At 31.2% G+C, this 14,304-nt stretch carries 14 protein-coding genes; 8 read left to right on the plus strand and 6 right to left on the minus strand.

Annotated features, from left to right (window positions below):
- Positions 1-242 precede the first annotated feature (242 nt).
- Complete coding sequence (locus ABNT65_RS15695) at positions 243-2,018, minus strand: chloride channel protein (protein WP_348746263.1); 1,776 nt, start codon at positions 2,016-2,018, stop codon at positions 243-245.
- A gap of 169 nt (positions 2,019-2,187) precedes the next feature.
- On the opposite strand from ABNT65_RS15695, the gene ABNT65_RS15700 reads away from it, so the two are divergent.
- From ABNT65_RS15700 to ABNT65_RS15725, 6 genes are all read left to right on the plus strand, one after another.
- A complete protein-coding gene (locus tag ABNT65_RS15700; RefSeq protein WP_348746264.1) occupies positions 2,188-2,691 on the plus strand; it encodes a hypothetical protein in 504 nt (167 codons plus the stop codon).
- Positions 2,692-2,755: 64 nt separating this feature from the next.
- Positions 2,756-3,424, plus strand: coding sequence for a hypothetical protein (locus ABNT65_RS15705; protein WP_348746265.1), 669 nt, complete (start codon positions 2,756-2,758; stop codon positions 3,422-3,424).
- On the plus strand, positions 3,424-4,431 hold the full coding sequence (locus ABNT65_RS15710; protein ID WP_348705151.1) for a hypothetical protein: 1,008 nt from the start codon (positions 3,424-3,426) through the stop codon (positions 4,429-4,431). The genes ABNT65_RS15705 and ABNT65_RS15710 overlap by 1 nt, the downstream gene beginning before the upstream one ends.
- A 27-nt stretch (positions 4,432-4,458) precedes the next feature.
- Entirely contained in the window at positions 4,459-6,009 is a 1,551-nt protein-coding gene (locus tag ABNT65_RS15715; protein ID WP_348746266.1) for a phosphate ABC transporter substrate-binding/OmpA family protein, read from the plus strand.
- Entirely contained in the window at positions 6,009-6,980 is a 972-nt protein-coding gene (locus ABNT65_RS15720; protein WP_348746267.1) for an ABC transporter permease, read from the plus strand. The genes ABNT65_RS15715 and ABNT65_RS15720 overlap by 1 nt, the downstream gene beginning before the upstream one ends.
- 2 nt (positions 6,981-6,982) lie before the next feature.
- Positions 6,983-7,789, plus strand: a complete 807-nt coding sequence (locus ABNT65_RS15725; protein ID WP_348705158.1) for an ABC transporter ATP-binding protein — start codon at positions 6,983-6,985, stop codon at positions 7,787-7,789.
- 121 nt (positions 7,790-7,910) lie between these two features.
- Here the strand turns inward: ABNT65_RS15725 and ABNT65_RS15730 are convergent, their stop codons facing one another.
- Positions 7,911-8,261, minus strand: coding sequence for a HopJ type III effector protein (locus ABNT65_RS15730; RefSeq protein WP_348705160.1), 351 nt, complete (start codon positions 8,259-8,261; stop codon positions 7,911-7,913).
- A gap of 250 nt (positions 8,262-8,511) precedes the next feature.
- Here ABNT65_RS15730 and ABNT65_RS15735 point away from each other — a divergent pair, with 250 nt between their 5' ends.
- Complete coding sequence (locus ABNT65_RS15735) at positions 8,512-9,219, plus strand: PmeII family type II restriction endonuclease (RefSeq protein ID WP_348746268.1); 708 nt, start codon at positions 8,512-8,514, stop codon at positions 9,217-9,219.
- Here the strand turns inward: ABNT65_RS15735 and dcm are convergent.
- Both dcm and ABNT65_RS15745 read right to left on the minus strand, forming a co-directional pair.
- Positions 9,216-10,448, minus strand: a complete 1,233-nt coding sequence (gene dcm / locus ABNT65_RS15740; RefSeq protein ID WP_348746269.1) for a DNA (cytosine-5-)-methyltransferase — start codon at positions 10,446-10,448, stop codon at positions 9,216-9,218. The genes ABNT65_RS15735 and dcm overlap by 4 nt on opposite strands.
- Positions 10,449-10,571: 123 nt before the next feature.
- Positions 10,572-11,270, minus strand: a complete 699-nt coding sequence (locus ABNT65_RS15745) for a M50 family metallopeptidase (protein ID WP_348705169.1) — start codon at positions 11,268-11,270, stop codon at positions 10,572-10,574.
- Positions 11,271-11,435: 165 nt separating this feature from the next.
- Between ABNT65_RS15745 and aspS the strand changes: the two genes are divergently transcribed.
- The gene (gene aspS / locus ABNT65_RS15750) at positions 11,436-13,196 is read left to right on the plus strand and encodes an aspartate--tRNA ligase (protein ID WP_348738708.1); all 1,761 of its coding nucleotides are present in this window, start codon (positions 11,436-11,438) and stop codon (positions 13,194-13,196) included.
- Between the two features lie 96 nt (positions 13,197-13,292).
- On the opposite strand, the gene ABNT65_RS15755 is transcribed toward aspS, so the two are convergent.
- Together ABNT65_RS15755 and ABNT65_RS15760 are read right to left on the minus strand one after the other, a co-directional pair.
- On the minus strand, positions 13,293-13,835 hold the full coding sequence (locus ABNT65_RS15755) for a DUF2911 domain-containing protein (protein ID WP_348705173.1): 543 nt from the start codon (positions 13,833-13,835) through the stop codon (positions 13,293-13,295).
- 110 nt (positions 13,836-13,945) lie between these two features.
- The gene (locus tag ABNT65_RS15760) at positions 13,946-14,293 is read right to left on the minus strand and encodes a hypothetical protein (RefSeq protein WP_348705175.1); all 348 of its coding nucleotides are present in this window, start codon (positions 14,291-14,293) and stop codon (positions 13,946-13,948) included.
- Positions 14,294-14,304 lie beyond the last annotated feature (11 nt).

The following is a 14,304-nucleotide window of genomic DNA, read 5'->3' on the forward strand; positions in this document are numbered from 1 at the left end:
CCCAACATGGTTGAGACGATTTTGGTAACTGTTGAAAGCTTCTCAATATGGTTGAGACGGTTTTGAAATATTATTTTTTAAGGAGTCAGTAATTCAGCGTTTTTCTGTTCAGTTATAAGCAACAATTGAAAAACTTTCGCCCAAAACCTTTCAAGTCAAACAGCCATCTATTAGTCAGTTGCCAAAAGCTAAGAGCTAAAGAAAGACTATGAACTAAGATTTTGTAGGCGTTATTTTCAATTTTAAACAGTAAGCTCAATTAGCTTAGCTCTATAAGCAGACAGTAATTTTGACTTAGAAATAAAACCAATATATTTATTGTTTTTGATTACCGGTAAATTCCATGCACCACTTTCTTTAAATTTTTTCATTACTTCCGCTATACTTTCTTCATAAAATATAATAGCAGGAGCACTTTTCATCAAAACTTGTATTGTTAATTTATCATACATTTCTTGTTCGAACATTAATGGACGAATATCATCTAACAATACAATTCCAATAAAACGATTGTCTTTGTCTAATACAGGAAATAAATTTCTGGAAGATTTTGCGACTGCTGTTTTTAACATTTCGCCCAAAGTCATTTCAGGATGAATTATTTTAAAATTCTTTTCAATTAAAGAATCTATACGCATCATCATCATTACATTTTTGTCCTTATTATGCGTAATTAGCTCACCACGTTTAGCCAATTCAATAGTATAAATAGAATTAGAGATAAAATACTTTGTAAAAGCAAAAGAAATTGCCACCACTAGCATTAAAGGTACAAACAAATCGTACCCACCTGTAATTTCTGCAATTAAGAAAATAGCAGTTAAAGGCGCATGTAATACACCTGCCATTAATCCACTCATACCAATAAGTGTACAATTACTTTCTGAAACATCTCCACCTAATTGATTGATGATTTTAGCAAATACATTTCCTAGAGAACTTCCCATTACCAAGGTTGGAATGAAAATACCACCTACTCCACCAGCAGCAAATGTTGTGGTCATGGCAATAGCCTTAAACAAAGAAATTAGTAATAAAATAATCACTACTCCCCAAACATTATTATAGTCAATTGTATAAGGTAAATCTTGTAAAGCTCCTTTGGTATTCCCCTCTAATAAATTATTGATAATATTATATCCTTCACCGTACAAAGGTGGAATTAAGTATAGCATTAGCCCTATAGCTACACCGCCTATGATGAGTTTATGTAACGGATTTTTAAATAGTTTAAAAAACTTAGTGATTTTAAAATACATTTTAGAAAAATAAACAGAAGCAATACCTGTAACAACTCCTAATAAAATATAAAACAGTAAATCTTTAATTAAAAAATCGTCTTGCAGTTCAAAACCTAAAAGCACATCTTTACCTAAAAAGAAATAAGAAGTAATTACTGCTGAAACTGAAGCTAAAAGCAATGGAATTAAAGAGGCAAAAGCTAAGTCTAAGCTAAAAATTTCTATAGCAAAAATAATTGCCGCTACTGGCGCTTTAAACATAGAAGACATGGCACCTGCCGTAGCACAACCAATAAGCAGCATTCTAGTTTTTGTATTCATATGAAACAACTGCGCCACTCCAGAACCTAGTGCAGCACCAGTACTAACTGCTGGTCCCTGTAATCCCGCTGAACCTCCAAAACCAACCGTAATAGGCGCAGTAATTAAGGAAGCGTACATCTTGTACCGTTCAATAATACCACTTCGTTTAGATACTGCATGTAAAGTAGTAGAAATACCGTGTCCTATTTCCTTTTTTATTAGTTTTTTCTTAATGTAATACACTAAAAAAAGTCCAATTATAGGAAATACAAAATAAAACGAATAGTGTACATCTTTTATAAACTTTCCTTCTAATAAATATTGAAAAAAATAAGTGAAGTTTTTTAAAACTACTGTTCCCATTCCTGCTAAAAAACCTACTAAAACACTTAACACATATACAAATTTGCGTTCAGAAATATTCTTATAACGCCAAATAAGAAGTCGTTTTAGTATTTTTTTTGTTTGAGTCATTTATCTATTTCGTTAAAAAAGAAGCCGTTTTCATCTTACCTAATGGTAAAACGTTTATTTTTATATAAAATAAAAGTAACAAATTACCCTAAAAGTATACCTATAGTTAGCGCTATAATCACATTTAAAAAATCTTATACTTTTGTTGTAAACTTATAAAACTTTAAAAATGACAGTACAAGACCTTATAAATTTACTAAGTAACAACTCATCAGTAATTATTAATTATTATGTAGTATTATTAGTGATATCTTTATGCGGTTTACTGTTTATTACTAATCAAAATTTTAAAAACCCCATTAATTATATTTACAGCGTATTGATTTATGCCGCTGTAATTCCTGGTTTATTATCTGTAATATTAGTGGTGTATAGTTTTTTCTTTTTAAGAAAAAATCTTATTCATCTTGAAATTATAACTTACTACTTGCCCATTATAGCAATGATAGTATTATTATTAATTATTAAAAAAACAATACCGTTACAACGAATACCTGGGTTTGATAGACTTTCAGGCTTATTTATTATCATATTTATAGCCTTTATTATTACTTATTTTATTCAAAAAATATTTATCGGAATATTTTTTATTGGAAGTATTACGCATTTGCTTGGTATTTTCATTATACTACTCATTTTGCTAAAAATAGGGTGGAATAAATTTGTAAAATAGTAATGTAATAGCAACATCGTAATCAATTGGTTATTTTTTTTAAATTTGTTAAAATTTGACACCTATGCTAAAAAATTTAAAATCACTATTTATTGTAGATGATTCCTCGGAAGAAAAGAAAGAACCTACAACCAAAAAAGAAGAAAAAACTACTGATAAAAAAGTAGCTACTCCTCAAACAAGCACACCTATAAATAATGCAACTAATACACAAGGAGCTATTGATAATGCCATTATTGATAAGTTACTTCAGGCTATTGAAAAAAACAACTTAGATGGTTTTGATTATTTGGAGTTTAAAAAAGCCATTAAAGCTTTAGAGAAAATACCTATGGATGAGGCTACCAAATATAAATCTACATTTGCTACTGCTTCTACTATGGGAGCCACTCTAGACAAATTAGTTAGTTCAACTAGACATTACATGAGTGTATTAGATAATGAAAATGATACTTTTTTAAAAGCTTTTGAAGGTCAGTTAACTTTTAAAGTTGGTAATAAAGAAAAAGAAATTGTTCAATTTGATGCCATTATTAAAGAAAAATCGGCTAAAATTAAACAACTTACTGATGAAATAACAAAGCATCAAAAGCAAATAGAAGAACTAAGAAAAGTGGTTGATGAAAGTAAATCGAAAATAGATAAAACTAAAAATGACTTTAAGATTTCTTATTTGCATTTACGTACGCAGTTAGAGCAAGATGTTGAAAAAATGAAACAATACTTAAAATAATGGAAAATATTAAACCAAAATCGTTTTGGGAAAAGCCTGAAGGAAAAACAGGAATGCTGTTTATGGGGTTATTAGGTGGTGGCGCTTTGTATGGACTTTACAAAGTACTTCCATATTTAATAACTATTGTAGAAAATACACTATATCTTGGTGTTTTATTAGCAGCATTAGGGGTTATTATTTATATGATCTTAGATCCTAAAATGCGAAACCTTATTTTCTATATGTATAAATCATTTATGCGTTGGATAACTGGTTTATTCATTCAAATTGACCCAATTGGCATCTTAAAAAGTTATATTGATGATTTGAAAAGCAATTTGAAGAAAATGAACAAGCAAATTGCTGTTTTAAAAGGACAAATGCGTCGTTTAAAACAAATTATAAATGACAATAATAAAAATATCAACAACAATTTAAAGCTTGCCAATGCAGCAAAACAGAATGATAAGAAAGGAATTATGATTCTGAAATCAAGGAAAGCAGGGCGTTTAAAAGAATCTAACATACGTTTAGATGAGTTGTATAGAAAATTAGAAATTTTATATAGAGTACTTACAAAAATGTATGAAAATTCTGAAATCTTAGTAGAAGATATAGAGGATCAAGTAACGGTAAAAGAACAAGAAAGAAAAGCTATACGCGCTAGTCATTCAGCAATGAAATCTGCTATGGACATTATTTCAGGAAACAACAGTAAAAAAGAAATGTTTGATAGAGCTTTAGAGGCAATAGCAGATGATGTAAGTATGAAAATTGGAGAAATGGAGCGTTTTATGGAAATGTCTAACAACTTTATGGATTCTATTGATTTACAAAATGGAATTTTTGAAGAAGAAGGCTTAGAATTACTTGAAAAGTGGGAAAAAGAAGGAGTTTCTCTAATTTTAGGAAACCAAAAAGATATTTTAGTAAACGATAGTCATAGTGTAGATTTAGATGCGCCTATTTTAAAACAAAATAGAAATGATCAAAACAATCAATACTCAGACTTATTTAACTTTTAACAAATAACAAAAATCAAATTATAAATCATGGCAGGAAGTAGATTAACGCCACTATCTAAAATATTAATTGTTGCAGCTATAGTAGGAGCAGCCTATTATTTATTAATGCAATTAAGAAAACCAGCGGTAAAAGAAAAGATTAATGAAGTAACCGCGGCAGCCACTAATTCAAAAACTAAAGATGGTTATAAAGATGCCATTAATATTGGAGTAGTAACTTGGGGAGGTTATGCTGGAGGACAATACTTTAATGAAGGGTTTAAAGCGAATACCAATTCAAGATTCTATAAAGATTACGGATTTAAAGTAAATTTTAAGGTAATTGATGATTTTGATGCCTCAAGAGATGCCTTTAAAAACGGTGATATTGATTTAATGTGGGCAACTATTGATGCTTTCCCTACAGAAGTTGAAGGTTTAGCACAATACCAACCTCAAGTTGTTTTTCAAGCAGATTGGAGTCGTGGTGGAGATGCTATTGTAGCGCGTAGAGGTATTAGTAAAGTAAGTGATTTAAAAGGTAAAAAAATTGCAGTGGCACCAATGACACCTTCACATTCTTTCCTTATTTGGTTATTGGAAGCGGGAGACATTAGTACAAAACAAGTAAAAATAGTAGAAGTGCCAAGTGCCATTGACGCTGCTGATGCTTTTAAAAGTGGAACGGTTGATGCTGCTGTAGTTTGGAGTCCAGATGATGCAGATTGTGTTAGTAAAGTAGCTGGCTCTAGAGTATTAGAAAGTACCAAAAATGCAACACATATTATTGCCGATGTTTTTATTGCTAAAAAAGATTTTGTAGAAAAAAATAAGGAACAATTAAAAGATTTATATGAAGGTTGGATGATAGGAGCGTCTGAATTAAACAGCTCTGATGCCAATAAAAGAAAAGCTGCTAAAATATTAGCAGAAGGATTATCTCAGCCTGAAGATTTTTGTTACGACGCTATTAACAACGTACGTTTAGCTACACATGGAGATAATTTAAACTTCTTTGGTTTAAACCAAAGCTACAATGGAGTAACAGGAGAAGACTTATACAACAAAATGAAAGTGAAGTATAATAATCTAGGATACAATACTTCTGGAGCTAAAAGCTGGCGTTTACTTTCTACCAAAGATTTAGTTTCAAAAACAAAATCATTATCTGGTGCTAATCATACCGCAGAAAAGCAAAAACAATTTACTGCTGTAAATGAAGAAATAGCTAAAAAGGAGTCCTTATCATCAAAAAAAGTAAGTATTACTTTTAGAACAGGAGAATACTTATTAAGTGAAAATGCTAAGCAGTTAATAGATGTTCAATTTACGCCAATTGCAAGAGCTTTTGCTAATGCTCGTATTAGAATTGAAGGTAACACAGATAATGTAGGAGGTAGAAGTTCAAACATTGCCTTATCAAAGAAAAGAGCAAATTCTGTTGCGCAGTATTTAATCAGTGAACACAATATGCCAACCAATCGATTTATTATTGTTGGTAATGGCCCAGACAAACCTGTTCCTGGTTGTGAAGCTAATCAGAATGCTAACTGTAAGGCGAAGAATAGAAGAACGGATTTTGAATTAGTAGTTGACTAATGAATAATACACTAAAAAAGTTGTTCGAGTTACGCGGAGAACTTGAATCGAAACAAAAAATTACGCTGACTGTTATAGGAAGCGTAATTCTTGTTTTAGTATGGTTTTTAATGGCAGAGGTTCTATCTAAATCTGTGATTACCCAAAATGAAGCGATAACTTCATCTACCTTAAAGGAAGAAAACAAATTGTACTATGAAAATGATTCCATTTTAGTCGCGAATTATGACAAGTTAGAATTGTTAAGCAAAGAAGAATTGAATCAATACGGATTGGTAAAAAATAAAGTATATCCACTATTACCTTCACCAACTAAGGTTATTAAATCCTTTCCCGAGTTAAATAAAGATGATGATGTAATAGGAAATACTTTCTTTTCTATAAAATTAAACGTATTGGGCTATTTATTAGCCATATTAGTGGCTATTCCTATTGGCTTTTTATTAGGTCTTGTTCCTTTGTTTAGGGGGGTGTTCAGTAAAATAATCGATTCGTATCGCTTTATCCCATTAACCGCCGTCACTGGAATATTTATTATGTGGTTAGGTTTAGGAAGTCAAATGAAAGTGTCTTTCTTAGCCTTTGGTATTATTGTGTATTTAATTCCTGTGGTAGTTCAACGTATAGATGAAGTTCAGAAAGTATATTTAAATACTGTTTTTACTTTAGGAGCTTCTCCTTGGCAAACTATTAAAACGGTTTATATGCCTTATGTTTTTTCAAAATTAATAGATGATATTCGTGTATTAACCGCTATTTCTTGGACTTATATTACTATTGTAGAAATGTTGAATAAAGGTGGAGGAATTGGAGAATTGATTTGGACAGCCAAAAGACAAAGTAGAATTGACAAAGCTTTTGCTATTTTAATTATTATTGTAATTATTGGTGTATTACAAGATCGTTTGTTTGTAATGATAGACAAATTACTTTTTCCGTTTAAACATATAAATAAAGGTAACAAACATTAGCTATGGCATTAGATTTTACAGATACACAATCACCCAATATTATTGAGTTACGCAACATTCATCAATCCTACAATAATGGTAAAACTCAAATCATAGAAAATCTTGATTTACTTATTGAAGACAAACCTATGCAAGGACAGTTTGCTGTCATTTTAGGAATGTCTGGTTGCGGTAAATCTACCGTTTTAAGATACATTGCAGGTTTGCAAGATCCAACGTCTGGAACTGTTTTAGTTAAAGGACAACCGGTTAGTAAAACCAATAGAGTAAGTATGGTTTTTCAGCAATACTCTTCGTTGCCATGGATGTCAGTATTAGACAATGTAGGTTTAGGTTTACGTTTCCAAGGAATCTCAAAAAAAGAAAGAGACGAACGTGCGATGGAAATGATTCAGTTGGTAGGTTTAGATGGGCATGAAAAAAAATATGCGCAATACCCTAATTTATCTGGAGGGCAATTACAACGTGTAGCTATTGCAAGAAGTTTAATGTCTAATCCTGAAATCCTATTAATGGACGAACCTTTTGGTGCTTTGGATGTAAAAACAAGGTTACAAATGCAAGATTTATTAATTGGTATTTGGGAAAAGTTTAGTCCAACCATATTGTTTGTTACGCATGATATACAAGAAGCGGTCTATTTAGCAGATGATATTTACATTATGAAACATGCGCCATCAAACTTTGTGAAGCACATTAATGTAGATTTGCCTTTTAATAGAACAAGAGAAACCAAAAGGTTGGCTCATTTTGACGAGTTAGTACATCATGTTGAAGATGCTATGATGCAGATTGATGCTGGAGTTTAATTCTTAACTTTAGTAAAAGAGTGTCTAAAAGATATAGTTTCTTAAATCTATAGAAAAGGCGTATTGGATGTCCTTTTAAATAAAGAAACTGTTATTGGTTTTTAGACAACTTCTTTTATTTTTAATTATTTTTTCTTATTAAAGGTTCTTTTTCAAATCGTAAGCCTTCAAAGCCTGTATTTATAAAGTTTCTAATATTTTGGTGATCGTTTCCTGTAGGGTTTTGAAGCACATCTTCAAAGTAATACTGACCAAAACAAGCTAATGTTTCTTCTTTTGTTAACTGTTGTTTTAAAGCAAAAGCAAATACTTTACAAGAACCATTATTTTGGTTGGCATTGTTGTATAAAGTACCATTGGTAAAAGCTGCAGGTGTAAACTGATATAGTTCTTCTATTATAGTAATGGTATCTGTGAAGTTAATACTCTTAGGAGTACTCTGTAGTGTTTGTTTAAATGTTTTTAAATTCATGGGGTTAAGATTTGGAATTACAAAAAAACATATTTTTCATACTCAAAGCTAATGAATAGAAGAATTTTACATACTTCTTGTTATCGTTAAATTTAGGTTGAGGTGTTTTTATGAACAGTATTTGATTGGGGTTTGTATTTTCTTTAGAATAGAATAAAAAAATAAAGTAATTATTTAATGTCTTGTTATGTGCTAAACTAAAGTTTTTAGAAAGCAATAATATTTTCTAAATTCGTCTCAAATAATCAAAATGGAAGAAAACAGAAGGAATCAAATAATAGAAAGTGCAAAAAAATTTTTTAGAGAAGAAATTGTAAAAAGTCATATTAATAAAGCTTGTGATAAAGCAAGTAAATTGTCTGAATATAATATAAACCCATTTTTAATTAAATACTTAGCGAACTTTCTTACAGGAAATGACAAGCCAGAAAGTATTGCAAAAGCATTAGTTTTACCAAGGATACTTGGGCCATCAATAACCACTTCTTTTGGTATGAAAATTCAAACTTTAATAAGTACTCTATTTCAGGGGCTAGGTTCTACTACACAAGGAATAGATATTGAATTTGTTGATGTTATTGATAACAGAAAAAAATATTGCCAATTAAAAGCTGGGCCAAATACAATTAATAAAGATGATGTTATAACAATTATTAATCATTTTAAAGGGGTTAGAAATTTAGCAAGGACAAATAATCTGAATATAGGAATTGATGATATGATTGTAGGGGTTGTTTATGGTGAAAATTCCGAAATAAGTTCACATTACAGAAGGATAGAGGAGTCATTCCCAGTCATAGTTGGCAAAGATTTTTGGCATAGATTGACAGGGCAAGAAGATTTTTATTTTGAGTTAATTGATGCTATTGGTGAAGTCGCTCTTGAAGTTGATGCCAGTAATGTTGTAAAAGAAACCATTGATAAACTTGCAAAAGAGATTAAAGAAAAATACAGTTAGTGTTTTGAATAAACACGATTTAAAAACTTAATAATAGAATATCCTAACTCCTTACCTAAATTGCAAGGCACAGCATTTCCAATCTGCTTATATTGTTGAGATATAGAGCCTGAAAACTTCCAACTATCTGGGAAGGTTTGTATCCTTGCGTATTCCCTTACTGTAAACGGACGGGTTTCATCTGGATGACATCTTTCTGTTTGTTTTTGTGCTGGACTACATGTTAAAGTTAAGCTAGGTTCATCCCAGCCAATTCTTCTAGCCATTCCTGTTTTACCACCGCCTAAATAAAAACTTTTCCCCATATACTCCTTTTGAATATCAATAGGTAAATCTCTCCAATACCCTTTAGGAGGCACTAAGTCTAATACTTGTTTTTTATGTTCAGGATATTTTGAACCTTCTGACTTAGGTACATTACAGTTATATAGTTCGCCTTTTTTAAGTGCGTCAGATAAGTTATATATTTTGTTATAAGGAGTTGGGTATTCATAGTTAATATTAATATCCTTTCTTACACCAACCAAAATAAGACGTTCTCTTTTTTGAGGGACTTTATAATGAATGGCTTTCAATACTTCTACAGGCACTACTTTATATCCTATTTCATCTAAAATAGAAATCATTCCTTGTAACGTTTTTCCTTTATCATGAGAAAGCAAACCTTTTACGTTTTCACCTACACAAATTAATGGATTTACTTCTTGTACAGCTCTTGCAAACTCATAAAATAAAGTTCCTCTAGCATCTTCAAGCCCTAATTTTTTTCCTGCATAACTAAAAGCTTGGCAAGGAAAACCACCTGTTACAATGTCAACTTGATTTTTATATTTAGTAAAATCAAACTTTTTTATATCTCCTTCTAAAACATTCCAGTTAGGTCTGTTTTCTCTTAACGTTTGGCAAGCCCATTTGTCTATCTCATTTAAAGCAACACATTTAATCCCTGACTGTTCTAAGCCAATAGCTAAACCTCCTGCGCCAGCAAATAACTCTAGAACCTTATATTCTTTTAAAGATATTTCAGTATTGTCTATATTATTATCTATTTCAGTTAATAAAGGTTTAATTAAAGAGTTTATAAGTTCTTTTTTATATACTCTATAATTACTTACAGGCTCACGAAAGGCTTCCAGCTTCCCGTCTCTATCCCATCTACGTAATGTTTCCTTACTTTTTCCTAATACTTCAGCAGCTTCTGAAAGTGAATAATAATCTTTAGTAACCATCTTATACAACCTTATACAATGGTTACAAAATTAAGTTAAATAAAGGAATAAAAAAAGAGTTTACTAAATCTAATTCTTGTGCTTTATTACTAGTGGTTAGTCAATGCTTTGATTTTTTAATATTTACTTCCTAAAGTAATATTGAAAACTTTTAAATATTAAATAAACACTTACTAAAATAATAAGAAGACCCCAAAGCCAATAGGTGCCAAACGTGTTTTCAGCGATGACTTGTGTATCTGAATTTTGAATAGCACCATGTCGTTCAAACTGTTTGGTAAACAAATAATCTAATTGTAAGTAACTACTAAGGATGGATTGTAAGCCTAAAAAGACAAGTGTGGCAACTTCAATTTTTTTATTTTTTAGTAAAGTAATAATGAAAAAGAGGAGTGCAAAAAGAGAAAGAACGATTACTCCCCAATATGAACGAATCCATAAAACTAAAGAAAGAATAATAACACCTACCAATACTCGTAATAATATAGCAGCTGTTCTAGTAGATTTAGCACCTGCAATTAATATAGTGCCTGCAATAGCTGGGCCTAACAAACCACCTGCGGCGGTAATGGCTTTCCCTATATTTAGTGGTACAAATTTATTAGTTAATGTAAAGTAAGCAACACCACCACCGTTTTCATAAATCTCTAAATATTTAAAACTACCGCCAATACATAATGCAGTAAGACCGTGTCCCATTTCATGAAACCAAGTGCCAAGTAAACGAAAAGGATATTGATAACTCACTAAATAAGGAGATTGGAGTAAAATAAAAATGAGAATTGATACAGTAAAAATAATGTATTGAAGTTGTTTAGTCATATGGGTTATTTAAATTTCAAAGTCAATTTATTAGGTAAAGCAATGTAAAAAGTGCTTTTTTATATTTAATTTATAAAGGTACATTTATTTCTAATAAAACTAATAAATAGTAATTTTTCACATACTAACATTTATAGTTAAATTTGCGCATCTAAAATTCAAGAAATGTACAGAACGCATACTTGTGGTGAATTAAGAGCATCGCACATAAATTCAGAAGTAACCCTTTCAGGATGGGTACAAAAATCACGTGACAAAGGTTTTATGATTTGGATTGATTTACGTGATCGTTACGGAATTACACAGTTAATTTTTGATGAAGAGCGTACTTCAAAAGAATTAATGGAGCAGGCTAAAACTTTAGGTAGAGAGTTTGTTGTACAAGTAAAAGGTACTGTAATTGAGCGTGCTTCTAAAAATGCAAATATTCCAACGGGTGATGTTGAAGTATTAGTTTCTGAATTAACTATTTTAAACGAGGCGAAGTTACCACCATTTACAATTGAAGATGAAACGGATGGAGGTGAAGATTTACGTATGAAGTATCGTTATTTAGATATTCGTCGTAACCCTGTAAAAGAGAGTTTAGTTTTTCGCCATAAAGTATCTATGGAAGTTCGTAAATACCTTTCTGATAAAGGATTTATTGATGTAGAAACTCCATATTTAATTAAGTCAACACCAGAAGGAGCAAGAGATTTTTTAGTGCCTTCACGTATGAATGCTGGTCAGTTTTATGCATTACCTCAAAGTCCACAAACCTTTAAACAGTTATTAATGGTAGGTGGTATGGATAAATATTTCCAAATTGTAAAATGTTTTAGAGATGAGGATTTACGTGCAGACCGTCAGCCAGAATTTACGCAAATAGACTGCGAAATGGCATTTGTTGAACAAGAAGATATTTTAGAGATATTTGAAGGAATGACGCGTCATTTATTAAAAGAAATTAATGGTGTTGAGGTAGCAAAATTCCCTAGAATTACTTTTGATGAAGCAATGCGTAAGTATGGTAATGATAAGCCAGATATTCGTTTTGGGATGGAGTTTGGAGAATTGAATGAGGTGGCACAGCACAAGGAATTTAAAGTGTTTAATGAAGCAGAGTTAGTAGTAGGAATTGCAGTACCTGGAGGTGCTTCATATACACGTAAGGAAATAGATAAATTAATAGATTGGGTAAAGCGTCCGCAAGTGGGAGCTTTAGGAATGGTTTATGTAAAGTGCAATGAAGACGGTTCTTTCAAGTCGTCAGTTGATAAGTTTTATGATCAAGAAGATTTAGCTAAGTGGGCAGAGGCAACTGGAGCTAAAGCTGGTGATTTAATTTGCGTACTTTCTGGTAAAACCACTAAGGTTAGAGCGCAATTAAGTGCTTTACGTATGGAAATGGCAGAGCGTTTAGAACTACGTAAGTCTGATGAGTTTGCACCGTTATGGGTAATTGACTTTCCATTGTTGGAATTAGATGAGGAAACGGGACATTATCATGCAATGCACCATCCGTTTACTTCTCCAAAGCCAGGACAATTAGAGCTATTAGATACAGATCCAGGAGCAGTAAAAGCAAATGCGTACGATTTAGTTTTAAATGGTAATGAAATAGGTGGAGGATCTATTAGAATACATGATAAAGAAACGCAAGCTGTTATGTTTAAGCATTTAGGGTTTTCACCTGAAGAAGCTAAAGAACAATTTGGTTTCTTAATGGATGCTTTTGAGTACGGGGCACCACCACATGGAGGCTTGGCATTTGGATTAGATCGTTTGGTAGCTATTTTAGGCGGACAAGAAACAATTCGTGATTTTATTGCTTTCCCTAAGAATAATTCAGGACGTGATGTAATGATAGATGCACCAGCTACTATTGATGATGATCAATTAGAAGAATTAAGTATTCAATTAGCACTTCAAGAAAAAGCATAAAAAGTTCTTTCTTTTAAAGCATAAAAAATCCGAGAATAACTTCTCGGATTTTTCTTTGTATATATATCAACCCTAAAAAGGGGTTTGAACAATTAATTATCCTTTTACGGGTACACTTACTACTACGTTACCCCATCCTAAATACATGTTATAAGCATTGTCTTCACCTTCAAAAGCAATTGAAAAAGCTTCAACAGTATCTTTAGCTTTTGAAACAGATCCGCTAACACGTACTACATCTTCTGATTCTTTATAGAAATAAGATCCCCAAACATTTTTTGCTGTACTTAAGATAACAGTCCATTCTTTTTCTCCTGGGATAGTAAATAACGTATAAGTTCCTGCTTTTACAGCTTTACCTCCAAAGGTTACATCTTTATAAAAAGTAATTTCAGGAGCTTCATTAGCTCCAGTTCTCCATACTTTTCCAGCAGGGGCAAGTTTACTTAAACTTCTTCCTTTTAATTGTGGACGGCTATATATAATTTTTACTTGTTTGTCTGATACACGATAGCTTGCAGGAAATGCAGCGGCATCCATTGGACTTTTATCTAAACCCGAAAACTTTTGTGCATTTACTTCATTAGAAAATACTAAAGCAATGGTAAATACAATAACGGATAAAATTGATTTTTTCATGGGTACTGGTTTTAGTTATTAAAGTATTAATAGTTCATCAAATTTAGAAAACCTTACAGTAAATTTTATTAATATTATGTGAAAATAGTAAGGAATGATTTAACTGTTATTTAGTTTTTACACAAATCACTTAAATAATTGTTCATTCTAATTTGAAAAAGTGTACCTCGTAATAAATCTTCAATTTCACTTAATTCGCTATATGAGATAGCCATACTTACTTTATCTGATGGAGTTTGTAAAAGTAATGATCTACAGTCAATACTATTTAAGCCACAAGCATTACAAGGTTTTTGACTTTTAGTATCACATATTTTGTCTATAAAAATTTCAATTTCTTCAGTGGTTAAGTGAAAACCAGTATCTCTAAAAATAATTTGAGTTAAGTTGGTTTTAACATTTTTCCATTTAAAAGATATGCCAATGCTATTATCGTATATTTTATAGATGCTTTCCATAATTGCTGTTT

It is taken from the genome of Tenacibaculum sp. 190524A02b (assembly GCF_964036645.1).
GTDB classification, from domain to species: Bacteria; Bacteroidota; Bacteroidia; order Flavobacteriales; family Flavobacteriaceae; genus Polaribacter; species Polaribacter vairaonense.